At 63.7% G+C, this 20,834-nt stretch carries 14 protein-coding genes; 11 read left to right on the top strand and 3 right to left on the bottom strand.

All coding sequences use genetic code 11. The annotated features are described in order from the left end of the window. Window positions 1-114: 114 nt before the first annotated feature. Window positions 115-1,269 (bottom strand): NHL repeat-containing protein, encoded by a 1,155-nt coding sequence (locus BN1233_RS30300; protein WP_052763995.1) that lies wholly within the window; start codon window positions 1,267-1,269, stop codon window positions 115-117. Between BN1233_RS30300 and BN1233_RS43460 the strand changes: the two genes are divergently transcribed. Further along, entirely contained in the window at window positions 1,228-2,835 is a 1,608-nt protein-coding gene (locus BN1233_RS43460; RefSeq protein WP_147707630.1) for a HupE/UreJ family protein, read from the top strand. The two genes, BN1233_RS30300 and BN1233_RS43460, sit on opposite strands and share 42 nt — an antisense overlap. A gap of 273 nt (window positions 2,836-3,108) precedes the next feature. Here the strand turns inward: BN1233_RS43460 and BN1233_RS30290 are convergent, their stop codons facing one another. Beyond that, window positions 3,109-4,239, bottom strand: a complete 1,131-nt coding sequence (locus tag BN1233_RS30290) for a M20 family metallopeptidase (RefSeq protein ID WP_046867392.1) — start codon at window positions 4,237-4,239, stop codon at window positions 3,109-3,111. A 383-nt stretch (window positions 4,240-4,622) separates the two neighbouring features. Between BN1233_RS30290 and BN1233_RS30285 the strand changes: the two genes are divergently transcribed. From BN1233_RS30285 to BN1233_RS30240, 10 genes are all read left to right on the top strand, one after another. Next, on the top strand, window positions 4,623-6,209 hold the full coding sequence (locus tag BN1233_RS30285) for an ABC transporter substrate-binding protein (protein ID WP_046867391.1): 1,587 nt from the start codon (window positions 4,623-4,625) through the stop codon (window positions 6,207-6,209). 116 nt (window positions 6,210-6,325) lie between these two features. Next, the gene (locus tag BN1233_RS30280; protein WP_046867390.1) at window positions 6,326-7,267 is read left to right on the top strand and encodes an ABC transporter permease; all 942 of its coding nucleotides are present in this window, start codon (window positions 6,326-6,328) and stop codon (window positions 7,265-7,267) included. Then, entirely contained in the window at window positions 7,264-8,160 is an 897-nt protein-coding gene (locus BN1233_RS30275) for an ABC transporter permease (protein ID WP_046867389.1), read from the top strand. The genes BN1233_RS30280 and BN1233_RS30275 overlap by 4 nt, the downstream gene beginning before the upstream one ends. Continuing rightward, complete coding sequence (locus tag BN1233_RS30270) at window positions 8,157-9,824, top strand: ABC transporter ATP-binding protein (protein ID WP_244470808.1); 1,668 nt, start codon at window positions 8,157-8,159, stop codon at window positions 9,822-9,824. The genes BN1233_RS30275 and BN1233_RS30270 overlap by 4 nt, the downstream gene beginning before the upstream one ends. 75 nt (window positions 9,825-9,899) lie before the next feature. Next, window positions 9,900-11,447 carry a M81 family metallopeptidase gene (locus BN1233_RS30265; RefSeq protein ID WP_046867388.1) on the top strand — a complete coding sequence of 516 codons (1,548 nt, stop codon included), beginning with the start codon at window positions 9,900-9,902 and terminating at the stop codon, window positions 11,445-11,447. Window positions 11,448-11,721: 274 nt separating this feature from the next. Beyond that, window positions 11,722-12,726, top strand: a complete 1,005-nt coding sequence (locus BN1233_RS30260) for a BMP family protein (RefSeq protein WP_046867387.1) — start codon at window positions 11,722-11,724, stop codon at window positions 12,724-12,726. Between the two features lie 144 nt (window positions 12,727-12,870). Continuing rightward, complete coding sequence (locus BN1233_RS30255) at window positions 12,871-14,430, top strand: ABC transporter ATP-binding protein (protein ID WP_046867386.1); 1,560 nt, start codon at window positions 12,871-12,873, stop codon at window positions 14,428-14,430. After that, entirely contained in the window at window positions 14,427-15,500 is a 1,074-nt protein-coding gene (locus tag BN1233_RS30250; RefSeq protein ID WP_046867385.1) for an ABC transporter permease, read from the top strand. The genes BN1233_RS30255 and BN1233_RS30250 overlap by 4 nt, the downstream gene beginning before the upstream one ends. Continuing rightward, complete coding sequence (locus tag BN1233_RS30245) at window positions 15,493-16,437, top strand: ABC transporter permease (RefSeq protein ID WP_046867384.1); 945 nt, start codon at window positions 15,493-15,495, stop codon at window positions 16,435-16,437. Before BN1233_RS30250 ends, BN1233_RS30245 begins: the two co-directional genes overlap by 8 nt. Window positions 16,438-16,446: 9 nt before the next feature. Then, the gene (locus BN1233_RS30240; RefSeq protein ID WP_046867383.1) at window positions 16,447-17,742 is read left to right on the top strand and encodes an amidohydrolase family protein; all 1,296 of its coding nucleotides are present in this window, start codon (window positions 16,447-16,449) and stop codon (window positions 17,740-17,742) included. 284 nt (window positions 17,743-18,026) lie between these two features. On the opposite strand, the gene BN1233_RS30235 is transcribed toward BN1233_RS30240, so the two are convergent. Next, window positions 18,027-19,535, bottom strand: a complete 1,509-nt coding sequence (locus BN1233_RS30235) for an amidase (protein WP_046867382.1) — start codon at window positions 19,533-19,535, stop codon at window positions 18,027-18,029. Window positions 19,536-20,834 lie beyond the last annotated feature (1,299 nt).

The following is a 20,834-nucleotide window of genomic DNA, read 5'->3' as shown; positions in this document are numbered from 1 at the left end:
CATCCAATAGTCTTCATGCGTCGTTGACCGGGCTCTGCATGCCGAGCGAAGCACCGCGGCCAAGGACGGCGCCGGGTAGTCGCCGGCGCCGTCCTTGGCCAGCAGAGGCTCGGGTTAGGTCCTCGGCCAGAGGACGCCTTGATGTCCGCGCGGCATGTTGCCGACACCCTTGTTCACGAACTTCTGGACCCGTTTACCTTCATAAGTGTCGGTCGTGTAGAGATTGCCCTTGGAGTCACTTGCGATGCTGTGGACGCCGTAGAACTGTCCGGGTTGGCGGCCGCCTTCCCCGAACGAGGCCAACTCCTCCAGCGTCTCCCGGGAAATCACGCGTACTTTCTCGTTCTGGCCGTCCGCCATGAAGATATAGCGCTGCTCAGGGTCCTTTGAGAACGCGATATCCCACACGGCGCCCGCGGCCAGCGTATCCTTCGCGTAGAAGGCTTCCTTCACGAACTTGCCATCTGCGTTGAAGAGCTGGAGGCGATTGTTCACGCGGTCGCAGACATAGACAAGACCGTCGTTGGCACGCTCGACGCAGTGCACCGGATTGCGGAACTGCTGTGCCGGCGGAGCCTTGGGATCGTACGGTCCGAGGTCCGTATCGTCTGGCTTGTTGCCGTAGGCGCCCCAGTAGCGCTTCATCTTGCCTGTTTCCGCGTCGAGGACCGCAACGCGCTTGTTGAGATAACCGTCGGCCAGATATGCCTCGTTGGTCTTCGGATCGACCCAGATCTTGGCGACGCGCCCAAAGTTCTCAGGGTCGTTGCTTCCGGCATTCTTGCCGGCTCCCCCGACCTGCATCAGGAACTTACCATCCTTGGTGAACTTGAGGATGTGGGCATCCTTCTCGCCGTTGCCGCCGATCCAGACATTGCCCTTGTGATCGATATGGATCCCGTGGTTTGACTGAGGCCACTCATAGCCCTCGCCAGGACCGCCCCAGGCTCTCACCAGATTCCCTTCCTGGTCGAATACCAGCACCGGAGGTGCACCACGGCAGCATTCGGCAATCGGCGGATTCAATTCTGCGCCCTTCTCGTTGTTGTGGAGTGTCGATGAGCTGCGATGGATGATCCAGATATTGTCCTGCTCGTCGGCCCAGACCCCGATGACCGAACCAAGTAGCCATTTGTTCGGCAACGGCTTGGGCCAAAACGGATCGACCTCGAACCTGGGCGCCTGGATCTCCGTGCCCTGGGCCTCGGCCTTGTCCTGTAATACCGCTTGACCCACACCCAGGGCAGCGATGCTCGCTGCCAACGCCATACCGTAGAGGAATTTGCCGCGTCCTTGGAGCGTAATCATGAATCCACCCATGTTGTCCGGCAGCTATTGGCAATCCGCGAGAGCAGCAGGCCGGCGACTGAAGTCACGCGTGGAACGCCACTGGACTTCTCTAAAGTATGTGCGCAACAATCCCGTTTGTCAGTACAAAAAGAATCTGTCGGGGTGGCTTGCCGCCGCGCCGCCTGCTCGGGAGGATCGCTTGTGAGGTTGGGCGAAGGGCTCACTATCCTGCGCAAGGCAGCAGGGGGCATGGCCATGTTTCTGGGCTTCTTGTTCGCCGTCAGCGCTACTGCCCATGACATCCCTGCCGATGTAAGGATCAACGCCTTCTTGAGGCCGACCGGCCAAGCACTCGAACTACTGATTCGGGTGCCGTTGCTCGCCATGCAGGACACGGACTTTCCCACCCGTGGTCCTGGCTATCTCGATGTTTCGCGCGCCGACGAGGCTCTGCGCAACGCGGCGAAAATCTGGCTGATAGGCAACTTCGATCTCTACGAGAACGGCCCCCGACTTGCCCCGCCGAAAATCGTGCACGCGCGCGTGTCGCTCCCGTCTGACAGATCGTTCACGTCCTACGAGCAGGCACGAAGCCACGTAGCGGGGCCCCCGCTTTCGGATGACCTGGATCTCTATTGGAACCAGCAGATGCTCGACGTGCTGCTCCAATACCAGATCGGATCCGACCGCTCGGCATTTGCAATCCATCCCCGAGTGGACCGGTTCGGGCAGAAAGTGTCAACGGCGCTCCGGTTCCTGCCGCCGGAAGGCGGTGCGCGGGCATTCGAGTTTCACGGCGACCCGGGCTTAGTATACCTCGACCCGCGCTGGTATCAGGCGGCACTCAACTTTACCGCCTCGGGTTTCTTGCACATTCTCGGAGGCATTGACCATCTCCTTTTCCTGTTTTGCCTGGTCATCCCGTTCCGGCAGCTGAAACCACTTGCGATCATTGTAACGTCCTTCACGGTAGCGCATTCGATCTCGTTGATCGCGTCCGCGTTCAACTTCGTGCCGGATGCGCTGTGGTTTCCACCGCTCATCGAAACACTGATAGCCGTCACGATCGTCTACATGGCCTTGGAGAACATCATCGGCAGCAACACTCAGCGGCGGTGGATCGTCACTTTCGCCTTCGGGATTGTGCATGGCTTCGGGTTCTCATTCCTGCTGCGCGAGTCTCTTCAGTTCGCCGGTGATCACCTCCTGACTTCACTGCTCGCGTTCAATCTCGGCATCGAGATCGGCCAACTCATGCTGCTCGTCATGCTGGTTCCGGCGCTGGGGTTGCTCTTCCGGCATGCACTTCCCGAGCGGCTCGGCATCATCATCCTGTCAGCGCTTGTGGCTCACACCGGCTGGCATTGGATGGTCGAGCGCGGAGAGCAATTGATGCAGTTTCCATTTCCGAGTCTCGATGCGGCATTTCTCGCGGGCGCGATGCGCGGCCTCATGGCGGTACTGATTCTCGCAGCCGGGGTCTCGGTAGCAAATGGAGTCATGAGACGCTGGTTGCATGGCGAGAAGAGCTTTGCAGGGAGGTGAGGTGTCTTTCGGTGGAGCTGATTCAGGTTGCCGAACCTTGTGCGCCCGCGCATCCCTCACAGGTCAATGTGATCAGAAGGCGGGATATGCGCATGTACTCTCGAAAGCATGAGTGTCATTGTTTCGGGGGCACTCGTGTTCCACGATCAATCTCGCACGAACTCCCGCAGACCTGAACCATCACGCGATGCGCGGCGTGCTCGCTGGCGCGGTGGCAGCCCATCAGATCGTGCCACACGACCATAAATGTACAACCGGCCAGGGCGTCGCCTCTCAAGCCAGGCCGCACCACCGAAGGATCAGGCGCCGATAGATCTCGACCGCCTGCTCGATGTGGTCGATCCGGCAGTACTCGTCCGTCTGGTGGGCCATCGTGGGCTCGCCTGGCCCCAGAATTACCGTCGGTGGCCCATCGTAGGCTGGCGTCAGGACCGAGGCGTCCGTAAAGTAAGCGGCCGTGCGGATCCCGGTCCGCTCGGCGGTGACCGCCGCTACCGTGTTCAGCACGCTTTCGAACCACGGGTCTCGCGGATCCGTCCAAACGGGTCCGAGGTCGACGAGCGGCTCGAGTTCGACGTCATCACCCAGGTAGCCGGCAATCCCGTGGCGGAGGCGATCATGATCGAGGCCCGGCACGGTCCGGATATCGATGCCGATCTCAGCCCGGTCCGGGACCGAGTTGATGTTGAGGCCGCCGTGGACCGACCCGACGTTGAGCGTGGGCTTGCCGAGATGCGGGTGGGGCTCGAGGTTGAAGCCGAAGTCCTCGAGCCGCGAGACGGCGCGCGCGGCCTTGTAGACGGCGTTGACGCCCAGTTCGGGCATCGAGCCGTGCGCGGTGACGCCGCGCGTCACCGCCTTGAGCCACAGGGCACCCTTGTGGCCGGCCAGGGGAGCATTCGCCGTCGGCTCGGCGACGACGAGGGCGCCGGCCCGGCCCAGAACGTCATCCCGGGCCAAGGCTGCCGCGCCGTCGCACCCGGTCTCCTCGCCGCCGGTAATGACGAGCGCGACCCCCGGGGTGCCGGTCAGGCGCTCTGCAAGGCTGGAGGCTGCCACGACGAAAGCCGCGACGCCGGCCTTCATGTCGCTCGACCCTCGCCCGTAGAGGCGGCCCTCCGCGATCTCGCCGGCAAACGGGTCGAACCGCCAGGGAGCCGCCCCGAGGGGAACCGTGTCGAGGTGGCCGGTGAAGCACAGGGGCAGCCTGTCCCCGTTCCCGCCCACCGTTGCGACGAGGTTGGTGCGCCGGTCTCCAAAGGCGTGGAGACGGACACTCAATCCGGCACCCTCGAGACTGCGGGCAAGGTGTTCTGCACAGGCCTGCTCGTGGCCCGGCGGGTTGATCGTCTCGAACGCAAGCAGTTCCCGGGTCAGCGCGACGGCATCCAATGGGGTGGTCATTATTTCCTCATGCAAGACGGGCCACGATGGTGCGGAAGGGCAGCCTGACCCGGCATCACAGGGTCAAGCGTAGCCCGGCTGGGCGGCGGGCCTCAACCGGTATCCCTGCCGGGATCGCCTTCGAAGCGCCCTCGGCAGAATGGGGTCTGCAGTGAGGTGCTCGGAGCTGCTCTCTGCGGTCACCTCGCGCTCTCTGCTTCGGAGGCCCCCGAAGAATGGGTTGTGGGCCGACACGGACGTTGCCCCTCACCGGATCGCCATCTCGTTTGACAGCACAACCGACCCCTGATCTCATGCGCCGCGAAACGGGACGCATCATGCATGCTGTCCCCAAACAAGAGTGCCGTGCGCCCGGCGCCGGCCCAAAAGGGAGGATGGAAGCCATGGATCTGACACGACGTGATGTGCTGGCTGGAGTAGGCGCTGCCGCGGCCTCCTTCGCATTGCCGGGCGGCTCCGCTCTTGCGCAATCGAAGAAAAGCGTGCTCCGGGTGGTTCCGCATGCCAATCTGCAGATCCTCGACCCGATCTTCACGACGCAGTACATCACCCGCAATTACGGCTATCTGGTCTATGACACGCTGTTCGCGCTGGACGAGAACTTCCAGCCGCAACCCCAGATGGTCGACACGTTCGAAGTCAGTCCCGATCGCCTGCGCTATGTCTTCAAGCTGCGCGACGGTCTGGCTTGGCATGACGATACGCCCGTCACGGCTGAGGACTGCGTTGCCTCACTGATCCGCTGGAGCAAGCGCGACCCCATGGGGCAGCGCCTGTTCAAGGTCGTCGACAAGCTCGAGGCGCAGGACGCCAAGACTTTCGTGATGACGCTCAAGCAGCCATATGGCTTGGTGCTCGACACGATCGGCAAGATCTCGTCGAACGTACCGTTCATGATGCCGAAGCGCGTCGCCGAGACACCGGCCGACCAGCAGATTCAGGAGGCGATCGGTTCCGGTCCCTTCATGTTCAGGAAGGATGAGTGGAGGCCCGGCAATCTCGCGGTCTGGGTGAAGAGTCCCACCTACAAGCCGCGTAGCGAGCCCGTCTCTTCCGCGGCGGGCGGCAAGATCGCCAAGGTGGATCGCGTCGAGTGGCACGTGATGGATACCAACACGGCCATGAACGCGCTCCTCGCCGGCGAAATCGATTTCTGGGAGCAGGTGACCCCCGATCTCGTGCCGATCGTGCAGCAGGCTCCCGGGGTTAAGGTCGAGAATCTGGATCCCGTCGGCAACATGGGGTGGGGGCGGTTCAATCATCTGGTCGCTCCGTCGAGCAACCCTCTCATCCGCCGTGCTGCCATGAAGGCCGTTAACCAGGAGGATTATCTCCGCACTGCGATCGGAAACCCTGAACTCTACAGGGTCAACAAGTCGATCTTCCCTGTCGGCACGCCATATCACACCGATGCCGGCGCGGAGATGGTCACGCAGAATCTGAATGACGCGAAGGCGCTTCTGCAGGAGGCCGGCTACAAGGGCGAGGAGTTTGCCATCCTGCACCCAACGGATCATCCCGTGCTGAACCCCTTCACGCTGGTGACGGCTGAAAGTTTGCGCCGCGTCGGGTTCAACGTGAAACTCGTCGCCATGGACTGGGCGACCCTGGGATCGCGCCGCACGTCGCGCGAGCCGGTCTCGAACGGCGGCTGGAACATGTTCCATACTTGGTGGATCGGCGGCGACGTGATCAATCCGCTCACGGGTGTTGGTTTCGCAGCGGTCGGCGAGCAGGGCTGGCCGGGCTGGCACAAGGACGAGCAGATCGAGAAGCTGCGCGGCGATTTCGCGAGCGCGGCCACGTCCGAAGAAGCCAAGAAAGTGGCTGCGGAATTCCAGCGCCGCACCTACGAGATCGGCTCATACATCAACTGCGGCCAGTATTTCGTGCCTGTCGGATACAGGGACAATGTCAAGGGCATGATCCGCTCGCCCGTCCAGTTCTTCTGGAACATGGAAGTGGCCTAGGCGCGTGGGACCTTGCTAGCCCGTTGCCCCGGCGCTATCCGGGGCAGCGGGCAGAATGACGTCCGGAATGCAATTCCGGTTCAGGCTCGCGACGGTCGGAACCAGATCGAAACGGCATGCTTCTTCTCATCCTTCGCCGTGTGTTGGCGACCATTCCCGTCATGGCCGTGGTCGCCATCGTCGTCTTCCTGATGCTGCGCCTGACGCCCGGCGATCCCGCGGCTGTGCTGGCGGGCGACAATGCAACTCTCGAGCAGATCGAGCGCATTCGGACCAATCTCGGCCTCGACCGCCCGATCTACGAGCAGTTCGCAACCTGGATCCTTCGGCTCGCGAGCGGGGATCTCGGCACGTCGATCTTCACACAGCTGCCGGTGACGACCCTCATCGGTCAGCGCGTCGAACCGACCCTGATGCTCACCCTGTCGACGGTCACGTTCTCCGTGCTGATCGCGGTGCCGCTCGGTGTGCTCGCGGCCTGGAAGGCGGGCTCCTGGGTCGATAGGCTCATCATGGTCGTCGCGGTCGTCACCTTCTCGTTCCCCGTGTTCGTGCTGGGGTATCTGCTCATCTACCAGTTCGGCCTCAATTTGCGCTGGCTTCCAACGCAGGGCTACCGCAGCCCCTTCGAGGACTTCTGGAGCTTCGTGCAGCACATGACCTTGCCGACGGTGGCGCTCTCCTCGATCTATATCGCCCTCATCACCCGCATCACCCGGGCGAGCGTGCTCGAGACCCTGAGCGAGGACTACATCCGGACGGCGCGCGCGAAGGGCCAGACCGAATCCAAAGTGCTGTTCCGTCACGCGCTGAAGAACGCGGCCGTGCCGATCGTCACGATCATTGGGATCGGAATCGCCCTGGTGATCGGCGGCGTCGTCGTGACGGAGACAGTGTTCAATCTGCCGGGCCTCGGACGTCTGGTGGTCGACGCGATCCTGCGCCGCGATTATCCCATCATCCAGGGGCTCATCCTCGTCTTCTCGTTCGTCTATATTCTGATCAACCTTCTCATCGACATCGCCTACACGTTGCTCGATCCGAGGATCCGCTATTGAGCACGCGAACGGAGCCTGTCGTTGCGAAGCCGATCCCGGAAGCGGTTTCGCCCTGGCGGCGGATTGCAGGGGGGCTGCATCCACTGGCAGCCGCCGCTGCCCTGGTCCTGATGCTGATCGTGCTCGTCGCGATCCTGTCGCCCTTCATGGGGACCACGGATCCTCGGGCGCTGGCTCCGATGCAGCGCCTGAAGCCGCCCTCCGAACTCTACTGGCTCGGCACCGACCAGTTCGGTCGCGATGTCTGGAGCCGCATCGTCTATGGAGCGCGTGTCTCCCTGACGGTCGGTCTCGCCGTCGCATTCGCGAGCGTGCTGATCGGAACGTTGATCGGAGTCGGGGCCGGCTACGTCCGATGGCTCGACGGAACCGTGATGCGCGTGATGGACGGGCTGATGTCGATTCCCGGCATTCTTCTGGCGATTGCTCTCGTCTCGCTGTCGGGCGCAAGCATGCTCACGGTCATCATTGCGATTTCCGTGCCCGAGATCCCGCGCGTCGTGAGACTCGTGCGCTCGATCGTGCTGTCGGTGCGCGAGGAGCCCTATGTGGAGGCCGCCATTTCCGTCGGCACACCGCTGCCGCTCCTGCTGTGGCGGCACGTCCTGCCGAACTGCGTGCCGCCGTTGATCGTGCAGGCCACCTACATTGCGGCTTCTGCCATGCTGACGGAGGCGATCCTCTCCTTCCTGGGCGCCGGCACGCCGCCTGAAATCCCATCGTGGGGCAACATGATGGCCGAGGGCCGCACCTTCTTCCCGATTGCACCCTGGATCGTGCTGCTGCCGGGCGTCGCCCTTGCACTCACGATCCTCTGCGTCAACGTGCTCGGTGATGCTCTCCGCGACCGGCTTGATCCCAAGGTCGCGAAGCGCATGGGAGGAACGCAGTGACCTTGCTCCAAGCGGCGCCGGCTCCTCACCAACAAGAGCCCGGCCAAGCCAACGCCGTGCTCGACATTCGCGGACTGACGGTTCGCCTGCCGCGCAATGCCGACCGGCCCCATGCCGTCGAGAACGTCTCGCTGAAGGTGGAGCCGGGCGAACTGGTCTGCATCGTCGGCGAGTCCGGCTCCGGCAAGTCGGTCACGGCGTACACGGTGATGGGGTTGCTGCCGAAGGGCGATCTCACGCCGGGCGCCGGCCAGGTTCTGCTCGAGGGCGAGGACGTGCTCAAGGCGAGCGCAGCCCGCCTGCGCGAATTGCGCGGCACACGGATGGCGATGATCTTCCAGGAGCCGATGACGGCCCTGAACCCGGTCCTCACCGTCGGTGACCAGATCGACGAGGTCCTGCGCATCCACACAAGCTTCGGACGAGCCGAGCGCCGTGCCAAAGCAGTGGATATCATGGCGGCCATCCGCCTGCCGGAACCTGAGCGCCTTTACGACGCCTATCCGCACCAGCTCTCCGGCGGCCAGCGGCAGCGCATCATGATCGCGACCGCCATGGTGCTCGACCCGCACCTGCTCATTGCTGATGAGCCGACCACCGCCCTTGACGTCACCACGCAGGCGCAGATCCTTGCGCTGATCAAGGACCTGCAGCAGCGGCGCGGCACGGGCGTGCTCTTCATCACGCACGACTTCGGCGTCGTTGCCGAGATCGCCGATCGGGTCGCCGTCATGCAGCACGGTCGCATCGTCGAAGAGGGGCCGGCTGCCGAGGTGCTGCGACGGCCTCAGGACGCCTATACCAGGATGCTCATCGCCGCCGTGCCGAGCCTCACCCCCACACCGCGCAAGCCCGCCACGGGTCCGGTCGCGCTCGAGGCGGTCGGGCTGACGAAGACCTACGGCCGGGCTGGTCCTTTCCGGAAGGGCCGTGTCGTGCGCGCAGCAGAGAACGTCAACTTGCGCGTGCGCCGGGGCGAGACGCTTGGCATCGTCGGCGAATCCGGGTCAGGAAAGACCACCGTCGCACGGTGCATTGCGCGTCTCATGGAACCGAGTGCCGGCGCGATCCGCCTCGGAGAAGCGGACATCGCCGGATTGTCCGAAACCCGGCTGCGCCCGCACCGTCGTCGCGTGCAGATCGTGTTTCAGGATCCCTACCGCTCGCTCAATCCCCGCCGTACCGTCGGCGCTTCGATCATCGAGGGGCCGGTCAATTTCGGCCTCCGCCACGAGGAAGCGCTCGGCCGGGCGCGCTCATTGATGTCTCTCGTGGGCCTTTCACCGGATGTGCTCGACCGCTATCCGCACCAGTTTTCGGGCGGGCAGCGCCAGCGGATCGCGATCGCCCGTGCGCTGGCCATGGAGCCGGAGATCCTGATTGCCGACGAGGCCGTTTCCGCCCTGGATGTCTCGGTGCAGGCGCAGGTTCTCGAACTGCTCGAGGACATCAAGCAGCGCTTCGATCTCGCAATGCTCTTCATCACGCATGATCTGAGGGTCGCGGCGAAGATCTGCGACCGCATCACGGTGATGGAGCGCGGGATCGTGGTCGAAGAAGGCGCCACCGCCGAGGTTTTCGCGGCCCCGAAGCACGCCTATACACGTGCGCTCCTCCAGGCGGCGCCGGGCCACGGATTTGCATTCGGCGAAGTTGCTGGATGAGGTCGCGAGGCAGGTTGCATTGCCTGGATCGGACAGCGCACGAACTGGCGTGAGGGAGCAAAGGGGCAAGATCGGATGATCCGAAACCATGGACGGAAACCTCTCCGCATCGGCGTCGGCGGCTTCCTGCACGAGACGAATACCTTTGCGCCCAGCACGGCGAGCTTCAGGGCTTTCGAGGAGGGAGGTGGCTGGCCGGGTCTCTGCCGGGGTGATGAGCTGATCACGCAAACCCGTGGCGTGAATGTCGGCATTGCTGGCTTCGTAGAGGATGCGGAGGCGAGAGGCTGGATCCTTGTCCCCACTTTGTGGTGCGCGGCGAGCCCTTCCGGCCTAGTCGAGCGTGATGCATTCGAAACCATCGCCGGTGAAATCGTCGATGGTCTGACGCGAGCCGCTCCCCTCGACGGGATTTATCTCGACCTCCATGGGGCCATGGTGACGGAACACCTGCACGACGGGGAGGGCGAACTCCTTCATCGGGTGCGACGAGCGGTCGGGCCCGGGATCCCCATCGTCGCGAGCCTGGATCTTCACGCGAACGTCACACCGAGGATGGTGGAGGAGGCGGATATGCTGATCGCATTCCGCACCTATCCCCACGTCGATATGGCAGAGACCGGGCGGCGGGCAGCATCGGCCCTTGCAGAGATGATCGAGTCGGGCGGGCGTCCCGCGAAGGCGTTCCGGCAAATCCCGTTCCTCATCCCGATCGTCTGGCAAAGAACGGAGGCCGAACCCTGCAGGGAGATCTATGCCGAGCTGGCGAGAATGGAGGCGAGTGGGGTTTCGAGCCTCAGCTTCGCACCGGGGTTCCCGGCCGCCGATTTCCCGGATTGTCGCCCATCGGTTCTCACTTACGCCGTGCAGCAGGAAGAGGCCGAAGCTGCAGCCGATGAACTGGCCGGACTGGTCGCCGCACGGGAGTCCCTTTTCAACGGGAAGCTCCTCGAGCCCGATACGGCTGTTCACATTGCCCGCGAGCGAGGCACCTCCGGCCGGCCGATCATCCTTGCAGATGCGCAGGACAATCCCGGTGCCGGGAGCAATTCCGATACGACTGGAATGCTGCGCGCGCTCCTGCGCGTCGGCGTCGACCGAGCCGCGATCGGGCTGTTCGTGGATCCTGATGCCGCCAAGGCAGCCCATCGATCCGGGATCGGTTCGACGCTTCGGATCGCACTCGGTGGACGGTCCGGTATCCCGGATGACGCACCGCTTGAGGCGGATTACTTCGTCGAGCAACTCTCGGATGGGCGATTCAGGACATGTGGTCCCTATTATGGCCATGGCCTGATGGATCTCGGCCCGTGCGCCTGTTTGCGCCTGGGAGGCATCCGGATCGTGGTATCGTCGCGCAAGGCGCAGATGGCCGATCAGGCCATGTTCCGCTTCATCGGTATCGAACCGCGCGACCAGGCGATCTTGGTGGTCAAGAGCTCGGTCCATTTCCGTGCCGACTTCGAGCCGATTGCAAGCGAGATCCTGATCTGCACGGCGCCAGGCTCGATGCCGATGGATCCCAGCCTGCTTCCGTGGACCAGTCTCGCGGAGGGAGTTCGGCTTCGTCCGAATGGGCCGTCCTTCTCGAGATCCGAACACGGCAAAATTGAGGGATCGTGAGTTTCTTACGGCTTGCCGTGGCGCGAGCGACAGACTTGTCTTCAGCGCACCAGACGCGACACGCATGATCAATTCGCGTCCGATCGGGCTGATCTCCGGCGGCAACTGACCCGCTACCGTTGCATGGGCTCGGCGCGCACCCACCGCCCGTAAGGCCTGTCATATCTGATCCCAGTCACGAGCTCGGGCCCTGAAGAGACATGAATCCGGTTGGCAAGGCGTCTGCTTCCGGTAAGTTCGTTCCGGAACAGCCTAACGAAGAGGGGTGCGTGTCATGGCTGGTTGGGAGAGGATAACCCGGCGATTTGCCGTATTGGGCTTCGCGGCGCTCGCGGCACTTGCCGTCGCAGGAACGCCGTCCTGGGCACAGAAGAAGCCCATCAAGGTCGCCGGCATCTATACGGTGCCGGTCGAGCAGCAATGGGTGAGCCGGATCCATAAGGCGCTGAAGGCTGCCGAGGGGCGTGGTGACGTCACGTATCAGTATTCGGAAAACGTCGCCAACACCGACTACGAGCGCGTCATGCGCGAATATGCCGAGAAGGGGACGGATCTCGTCATCGGCGAAGTCTTCGGCGTCGAGCGCGCCGCTCGCAAAGTGGCGCAGGACTATCCGAAAGTTGCCTTCCTGATGGGGTCCTCGGGCAAACCACAGGAGCCGAACTTCTCGGTCTTCGATAATTACATTCAGGAGCCCTCGTACCTCACCGGCTTGGTGGCGGGTAAGCTCACCAAGTCGAACACGATTGGCATGGTCGGCGGCTATCCGATCCCCGAAGTCAACCGGCTGATGCATGCCTTCATGGACGGCGCCAAGTCGGTCAATCCGAATGTCAAGTTCCTCGTGACCTTCATCGGCTCCTGGTACGACCCGCCCAAGGCCAAGGAAGCTGCCTTCGCGATGATCGACAAGGGTGCGGACGTCCTCTACGCCGAACGCTTCGGCGTCTCCGACGCCGCCAAGGAGCGTGGCATCAAAGCTATCGGCAACGTCATCGATACCGCAGGCGAATATCCCGGCACCGTCGTGGCGAGTGCCCTCTGGCACATGGAGCCGACCGTCGACCGCGCCATCGAGGCGGTCAGCAAGGGCCAGTTCAAGGCCGAGGATTACGGCAAATTCAGCCATATGGGAGTCGGCGGCTCTTCGCTCGCGCCGCTCGACCCGAAGCTCGTACCGCAGGATGTGATCGATCAGGTCAAGGCCAAGGAAAAGGACATTCGGGAGGGCAAGTTCACCGTGAAGGTGGACGACAGCGAACCGAAATCGACCATGTAGGCCTGTACTCCTCGGCCTTACTTCGAGCAGGTCGCAGGTCGGAGCGATCCGGTGCGGCTTGCTGCCGTGCCGGGTGAAGTCATCCCCATTCTTCGCAAAGGATAGGGGTAGGCTCTGCTCCCAAGAGGCGCTACCGATCCCTCCATGCTGCAGACCGCCGGTCCCGCTCCTGTCGTCTTGCGCCTCGAGGGCATCACCCGGCGTTTCGGCGCCCTCGTTGCTAATGATGCCATCGATCTCGAACTCCGGCGCGGTGAGGTCTTGGCCCTGCTCGGGGAGAACGGAGCGGGCAAGACGACGCTGATGAGCATCCTCTTCGGCCATTACGTCGCCGACGAGGGGCGCATCCTGGTGGATCGCGACGGTACACTGGTGCCGCTGCCGCCCGGCTCTCCCCATGCCGCGCTCGAGATGGGCATCGGCATGGTTCATCAGCACTTCACCCTCGCCGACAATCTCTCCGTCCTCGACAACATCATGCTCGGGACGGAGTCCCTCTGGCAGCCCTGGCGTGGGAAACGCACCGCGCGGACTCGTCTTGGCGAGTTGATGCGCGACGCGGGGCTCACCGTCGATCTTGAGGCCTTGGTGGGCCGCCTCTCGGTTGGGGAGCGGCAGCGGGTCGAGATCCTCAAGGCACTCTATCGCGGTGCGCGGATTCTCATCCTCGACGAACCGACAGCGGTGCTCACCCCGCAGGAGAGCGAGGCGCTCTTCGCAACGCTGCGGCGTCTGGCGAAGAGCGGCCTCGCCATCGTGTTGATCTCCCACAAGTTGAATGAAGTGCTGGGGCTTGCCGACCGCATCGCTGTGCTGCGCGGCGGCCGCAAGGTCGCCGATTTGCCGCGCGCGAACACCAACGGTCATATGCTCGCGGAACTGATGGTCGGCCGCGCCGTGCCAGAGCAGGTCCGGACGGCGCAGGAGCCAGGTAAAGTGCTGCTTGCGCTGAACGATGTCGAGGCCCGTGATCCGCGCGGCCGCCAGAGTATCCACGACGTTACGCTCGCGGTGAGGGCCGGCGAAATCGTGGGCATCGCCGGAGTCTCGGGAAACGGGCAGGGCGCTCTGGCCGCTCTCCTGTCCGGCCTCGTTGCCCCGAACCGCGGCGAAGTGCGGATTGCCGGTAATGCGGTCCAGCGCTTCGCGCCGAGGGCGTTGCTCGCTCGCGGCGTCGGCCGCATCCCAGAGGATAGGCACCACGACGGTATCGTCGGGGCCATGCGGGTCTGGGAGAATATCGCGCTCGAGGACCTTCGGGAGCCGGCCTGGCAGCGGGCGGGATTCCTGCGCACGGGAGCGCTGCGTCGGCGCGCCGAGGATACCATCACGGCCTATGACGTGCGCTGTCCCGGTCCCGAGGCGGAGGCGCGGCTTCTCTCCGGCGGCAACATCCAGAAGCTCATTCTTGCCCGGGTCCTGGAGCGCGCACCGCAGGTGATCCTCGCGAGCCAGCCGAGCCGCGGCCTCGATCTCGGCGCCGTTGCCGCCGTCCACCAGCGGCTTCTCGCTGCACGGGCCCGGGGTGCGGCTATCTTGCTGATCTCGGAGGATCTCGACGAATTGCTGGCGCTGTCCGACCGGATCGCAGCCCTCTACCGGGGAACTCTCACGCCGGCTTGGCCGACCGCCCGCATCACCATCCGCGAACTCGGCCTCGCCATGGCGGGCGAGCGCAGCGGCTTGCAAGAGGCCATGGCATGATCCGGCTCGAGCTGCGTGGCGATGCCTCTCTCACACTCCGTATCGGTGCTCCTGTTCTCGCAGGAGCGCTGGCGCTGGCGCTCGCCGCGATCCCACTCGCCTTTTCGGGCGCACCGCTCGGACGTGCCTACGGGCTTCTCTTCGAGGGAGCGCTCGGCTCACGCTTCGCACTCACCGAGACGCTCGCCCGCTGTACGCCGCTGATCCTGACCGGCCTCGCGGTCTGTGTCGCGTTCCGTGCGCGGCTCTACAACATCGGGGCGGAAGGGCAACTCTATGCCGGCGCTCTGGCAGCCGTGGCGCTGGGCTCCGGTGCAGTCTCGGCCCCGCCCTTCGTGCTCATCCCGCTCGTCGTGATCGCCGGAATGGTGGCCGGCGCGCTACTGATGCTCGGCCCGACATGGCTCAAAGTGCGTTTCGGCGTCGACGAAGTCGTCACGACGCTCCTCCTCAACTTCATCGTCCTGCTCTTCGTCTCGATGATGCTCGAGGGGCCCATGAAGGACCCGCTGGGGCTCGGCTGGCCGCAATCGGAGCCGATTGTCCCCGAGGCTGCACTGCCGCCGCTCCTGCCGCGCGCCCGCGTGCATGCCGGATTGCTCATCGCGCTCGCGGCCGTCGTGCTCGTCCAGGTTCTCATGACGCGCACGATCTGGGGCTTCGAGATTCGCGCTGTCGGCGCCAATTCGTCGGCGGCCCGTTTTGCGGGCATGTCGGTCACTGGAACACTGGTCAGGGTCGGGCTCTTGTCGGGAGCTCTCGCAGGGCTTGCCGGTGTAGGTGAGGTCGCCGGCCTCAAGGGCTATCTCACCCAGGACCTGTCGCCCGGCTACGGCTATGCCGGCATCGTGGTCGCGATGCTGGCATCCCTGAACCCGATCGGGGTCATCGCAGCGGCGTTCTTCGTCGCAGCGGTTTTCGTCGGCGCCGACTCGATGAGTCGCGCGATCGCAGTTTCAAGCTACATCGCCAACCTGATTGTCGCGATGGCCCTGCTCGCCGTTCTGCTCGGCGGCCTGTTCGTGCGCTACCGCATTCGCTTCGCCGCCCGGAGCGCCGGACATGCTTGAGGCGCTCGAAATCCTGACGACGGCGACCTTCTGGGCCGCGGCTCTGCGCATCGCGACGCCCTACATTCTCGGCACGCTCGGAGAGCTCGTCTGCGAGCGCGCAGGCGTGCTCAATCTTGGCATCGAGGGTATCTTCACGGCCGGCGCCATGAGCGGCTGGATGGCCGTCTATTTCGGCGCGGATCTGTGGACCGGCGTTCTCGTCGCGGCGCTGGTCGGGGCAGCGTTCGGCCTGCTCCATGCCCTTTTCACCGTTCCGCTCGGGCTGTCGCAGCACGTCACCGGCCTCGGTATCACGTTGCTGGCGACGAGCGCGTCCTATTTCACCTATCGAATCGTCCTTCCCGACGTCTCGACGCCGCCGCGGATCGAGCCCTTCGCGCCGATGAACGTGCCTGGATTGTCGGACCTGCCTTTGATCGGCCCCGCGATCTTCCAGCAGACGCCGCTGACCTATCTTGCAATCGCCTTGATCGTCGTAGTGGCCTATGTCCTCGCCCGCACGCCGCTTGGCCTTACGATCCGGGCTGTCGGCGAAAACCCGGCCGCGGCGGAGGCGCAGGGACTCGACGTCTATACTCTGCGCATCGGCGCGGTGATGGCGGGCTCCGCACTGATGGCGATCGGCGGCGCCTTCCTGACGCTGTCGGCCTTCAACGCCTTCTTCTTCGAGATGGTGGCGGGGCGCGGCTGGATCTGTATCGCGCTGGTCGTCTTCGCGTCATGGAATCCCTGGAAGGCGCTTCTTGGTGCCTTGCTCTTTGGCGCCTTCGATGCCTTCCAGGTGCGCCTGCAGCAGATCGCCGGCGCCGTCGTGCCCTATCAGGCGTTCCTCATGCTGCCCTATGCGCTCTCGATCGCCGCGCTCGTGGTGATGTCGCGGCGGGCGGCCTACCCCAACGCCCTCATGATCCCATACGTGAAGGGACAACGCTGAAGGCCATTCATGCCGCTCGATCTTCTCATCCGTTACGCCAACCTGCCCGATGGGCGCACGAACCAGGACATCGCTGTCAAAGACGGGCGCATCGTAGAGGTGCGCCCTGCGATCGAGGCCGAAGCCGTACGCGAGATCGAGGCCAGGAACCGGCTCGTCTCGCCGCCCTTCGTCGACACCCATTTCCACATGGATGCGACCCTGTCCCTCGGCATTCCGCGCCTCAATGAGTCCGGCACGCTCCTCGAGGGCATCGCTTTGTGGGGAGAGCTGAAGCCGCTCCTGATCGTCGAGGCCGTCGTCGAGCGGGCGCTGCGATACTGCGATCTCGCCGTCGCACAGGGGCTGCTTGCCATCCGCACCCATGTCGATGTCTGTGACGACCGCCTGACCGGCGTCGAGGCGCTGCTGGACGTGCGCGAGAGGATGAAACCTTATCTCGATCTCCAACTCGTCGCATTTCCGCAGGACGGCTATTATCGCTCGCCCAGCGCGGCCGAGAATCTGAAGCGCGCGCTGGACATGGGCGTCGACGTCGTCGGCGGCATTCCGCATTTCGAGCGGACCATGCAGGACGGTGCCGCCTCGGTGCGGGCGCTGTGCGAGATCGCGGCGGAGCGAGGCCTGCGTGTCGACATGCATTGCGACGAAACCGACGATCCGCTCTCGCGCCATATCGAGACGCTGGCCTATGAGACGCATCGCCTCGGCCTGCAGGGCAGGGTGGTGGGCTCGCATCTCACCTCCATGCATTCCATGGACAATCACTATGTCTCAAAGCTTCTGCCATTGATCGCGGAGGCAGGCGTCCATGCCGTTGCGAATCCCGTCATCAACATCGTCATTCAGGGACGACACGACACCTATCCGAAACGGCGCGGCCTCACGCGCGTGGCCGAGATGCGCAGCCACGGGGTCAACGTCGCCTTTGGCCAGGACTGCGTCATGGATCCCTGGTACTCGCTCGGCAACGCCGACATGCTCGAAGTCGCGCATATGGGATTGCATGTCGGCCAGCTCACCAGCCGCGAGGCAATGCGCTTCTGCTTCGACGCCGTCACGGCCAATCCCGCGCGGGCCATGGGCCTTGAAGGATACGGCCTGGAGCCCGGCTGCCATGCCGATCTCGTCGTGCTCCAGGCCGAAGATCCCATCGAGGCGATCCGGTTGAAGGCGACGCGCCTATTCGTCGTCCGCCGCGGCCAGATCATCGCCGAGACACCTGCCCGCCGCACCGCGCTGTCGCTCCCGGAGCGGCCCGGTGCGGTCGATGCTGCTAATTATGCGCCTCGTGCGGTGCAGTAGGCACTCTCTCAAAGAGATATGACGGTATGGGTGACCAGAACTCGCAGCGCTTTGATCGCGCGTGAGTTTTTCTGTACGCTCTCTATACGCCCTCTTCGTCCTTGCGAGCCACAGGCGAAGCAATCTACCCCTTGATGGGTGCGCTGCTGGATTGATTCGCTCCGCTCGCAATGACGATGAGGCAGAAGTGGATCCGTGTCAGGCTCGATGACCGCAGCACGCAATGACAACCAGAGGCGCGAAGGGGCATAACGCGGCTTCGCGCCTGAGCCTCATCCCAGCAGTCAGTTGCAATGAGGCTCCGTCGCGACGGGCGGCATGCGTTGCGCCCAAGGGCGCGCCTGCTCGATCTGCGCCGCGAACGACAGCAATGTCGTTTCATCTCCGAACCGGGCCACTGCCTGCACGCCGACTGGCAGACCATCAGAAGTCCAGTGCAAGGGCAGGCTGGCCGCCGGCTGACCCGTGATGTTCCAGATCGGCGTGAACGGGATGAATCGGAAGGCGCGGTCGGCTGCCTGCCGCAGGAGCGGGCCGTAGCGCAAGTAGCGACCGATCCCGAGGCGGGCCACAAGCGCCTGCAGCGCTGCCTCGAGTCCCTGCGGATGTAGCTCACCGTGTCGCACTGGTGGCGCAGCCAGCGTCGGCGTCAGCAAGAGGTCGCAGGTCTCGAAGAAGACGGCGATCTGGCGGCTTGCCCGGTGCAGCCGCTCGAGGGCAACCGAGAGTTCCGCAGCCGAGAAGGCCCGCCCCAGCTCACGGCAGAGCCACGTGCTTTCCTCGACATCGGCGCGTCGGGCCCTCACGCCGGTGATCTCTTCCGCAAAGGCGAATTCCTGGCCTACCGCGGCCAGGAACGCGATCAGAAACCAGTTGAAATATCCCTCCGGTATATGCGGCGCAGACTCCTCGACATGATGGCCAAGTTCCGCACAGAATCGCGCTGCATTCTCCACGGCGGTTGCGCACTCCGGACTCACCGCTGCGCCGTTCGGAGCCACCGCACTGAATGCGATCCGGAGCCGGCCGGGCGGTGTGATGGCCGCCTCGGCGAAAGGCCGCTCGGGCGGGGCAATCCCGTAAGGAGCTCCTAGGTCCGGTCCCGCAATGGCATCGAGCAGGCGAGCGCTGTCGCGGACACTGCGGGTAACGGCATGGCCGATCGAGGCGCCGTGCCAGCTCTCACCCAGAAAGGGGCCGTCGGGAGTCCGCCCCCGGGTGGGCTTCAGCCCGAAAAGGCCGCAACAGGACGCCGGGATGCGGATCGATCCACCCCCGTCCGTGGCATGCGCCATCGGCACGGATCGAGCTGCTACGTGCGCGGATGATCCGCCCGGGGAGCCGCCAGTGGTGCGATCGAGAGCCCAGGGGTTATTCGCCCGGCCGAAATGCCGGGGCTCGGTCACTGGCATCAGCGCCAGCTCGGGCACCTTCGTGGTCCCGAGGATGATCAGGCCCGCGGTCTTGAGGCGGCGGACCATCTCGCTGTCCTGCGGCGGCACCCAGCCGCGCCAGATGCGGCTGCCGTTGTGATACGGGATGCCGACCGCAAAATGCATGTTGTCCTTGAGCAGGAACGGCACGCCTGCAAAAGGCCCATCCGGAATCGGCTCCCGTGCGGCCGCCCGCGCCTGGTCGAGCGTCCACTCGGCCATCCCGGCGAGTTCCGGTTCGAGGCGCTCCAGCCGGGCAATGGCGACTTCGACCAGTTCGGCAGGCGTGACTGCCCGAGTGCGCACCAGATCGGCGAGAGCCGTGGCGTCGAGCGTCGAATAGTCCTCGGCAAGGCTCATCGCTCGCCCTCTGTTGGTCGCCGACAGATAACAAAAACAGGATGCCGAGCGTATTTACTAACCCCCTGCCGTTCCCGACAGTCGCTCTTCCCATCCATGTCGTGTGCCGCCTCGTAGTACCGCAAAAAAGGTAGGGACGGGCGTTTGACATAATGTCAAGCTGACCCATGTCAGACGAGATGTTGACGCTGTATGAGTGATCCCGGATGCTGAATGGGAGTCCGTCAATTTCTGCCGCTGTTCCTCGCCGAGGTTTGGGCCAGGATTCGCGCATCCCTGTACAATTCCGCTCCCCAGCCAATACGATCTTGATTGACGGTGGTGGTCCGGAACCCGCTCAAGCAGCTGAAGCCGTCGTACGTCTCACAACAGAAGGTTTCAGAGTTACATGCTTGCTCAACAACGAGGTTGATCCCCGGCAATGGGATGCATTCGCACAGATTAGTGGAGCATCCTATCTGTCGGCCCACCGGCAGCTCAGGGCTTGGGCAATAAAGCACTGGCGCGATTACGATCTAAACCTGTTCGAAATCTATGTCGACAAAGGCGGCACCCGACGAAAAATTGGTCAGTGCGCAGTCGCAGTGGGTCTACATAAGCGGCTGTTCCTCGACCGGCTTCAACTCCTGAAGGATGACTCTATCCACTGGCGTCAAGCTATGTCGGCTCTACTGCAGGAACTTGGGCCAGGGCATTACGAGTATGGCTGGCGATGGAGCTTAGAGCCACCGCGGGAACAGGACTTCGCTAGGATCAAGGGCGTTGTTGTCGAGCGCATCCAACCCTTGTTCGTTCACGCAGTCGACTTCGGGCAGTGGCCCACGTGGGAGAGTTATCTAAAAAGCGTTAGCCTCAACTGCAGAAGGAACGCCCGGAGAGCAGCAGCTGACCTTCCAGATCTATCACTCGAGGTGCGACAAGGCAGAAGGGGCCTGCTGCCGTGTCTAGCGCTCCTGCGTCTTCGTTCAGCCATGTGCCGGAGAAAATTCCTTCCGTTCAATGGATGGAGATCCGCAATAAGCTATCTCGGCATGGTCATTCGATGTCCCGAGTCGACAATCACCGCCGTTGTTTCAGCGGGAGGTCGATCGTTGGCAGCTCTCATTGAAGTCGAGTTCGGAAGTAACACTTATTTCCTCGATGGCGCCTCAAGGCAGGAAAATTCAGGTGCAGCCTGGTACCTACAACTCGCGATGTTACGCAGAGCCTACGAGCGCGATCCCGCTTCGGGGAAATTCGTCATGGGATATGTCGACTACGCGACACATACAGAGGAGCGAGGCGGAGGCCTGTTGCGAT

The organism is Microvirga massiliensis, from assembly GCF_001006805.1.
In the GTDB taxonomy this organism is placed as follows: Bacteria; Pseudomonadota; Alphaproteobacteria; order Rhizobiales; family Beijerinckiaceae; genus Microvirga; species Microvirga massiliensis.
Note: the sequence above shows the minus strand (reverse complement) of the source record. Positions and strands in the feature narration are given on the sequence as shown.

What these genes read in the sequence shown, in the direction of transcription:
- BN1233_RS30300 (WP_052763995.1), bottom strand. Translation starts at nt 1,269, where the DNA reads ATGGCGTTGGCAGCGAGCATCGCTGCCCTGGGTGTGGGTCAAGCGGTA.
- BN1233_RS30290 (WP_046867392.1), bottom strand. Translation starts at nt 4,239, where the DNA reads ATGACCACCCCATTGGATGCCGTCGCGCTGACCCGGGAACTGCTTGCG.
- BN1233_RS30285 (WP_046867391.1), top strand. Translation starts at nt 4,623, where the DNA reads ATGGATCTGACACGACGTGATGTGCTGGCTGGAGTAGGCGCTGCCGCG.
- BN1233_RS30280 (WP_046867390.1), top strand. Translation starts at nt 6,326, where the DNA reads ATGCTTCTTCTCATCCTTCGCCGTGTGTTGGCGACCATTCCCGTCATG.
- BN1233_RS30265 (WP_046867388.1), top strand. Translation starts at nt 9,900, where the DNA reads ATGATCCGAAACCATGGACGGAAACCTCTCCGCATCGGCGTCGGCGGC.
- BN1233_RS30260 (WP_046867387.1), top strand. Translation starts at nt 11,722, where the DNA reads ATGGCTGGTTGGGAGAGGATAACCCGGCGATTTGCCGTATTGGGCTTC.
- BN1233_RS30255 (WP_046867386.1), top strand. Translation starts at nt 12,871, where the DNA reads ATGCTGCAGACCGCCGGTCCCGCTCCTGTCGTCTTGCGCCTCGAGGGC.
- BN1233_RS30250 (WP_046867385.1), top strand. Translation starts at nt 14,427, where the DNA reads ATGATCCGGCTCGAGCTGCGTGGCGATGCCTCTCTCACACTCCGTATC.
- BN1233_RS30245 (WP_046867384.1), top strand. Translation starts at nt 15,493, where the DNA reads ATGCTTGAGGCGCTCGAAATCCTGACGACGGCGACCTTCTGGGCCGCG.
- BN1233_RS30240 (WP_046867383.1), top strand. Translation starts at nt 16,447, where the DNA reads ATGCCGCTCGATCTTCTCATCCGTTACGCCAACCTGCCCGATGGGCGC.
- BN1233_RS30235 (WP_046867382.1), bottom strand. Translation starts at nt 19,535, where the DNA reads ATGAGCCTTGCCGAGGACTATTCGACGCTCGACGCCACGGCTCTCGCC.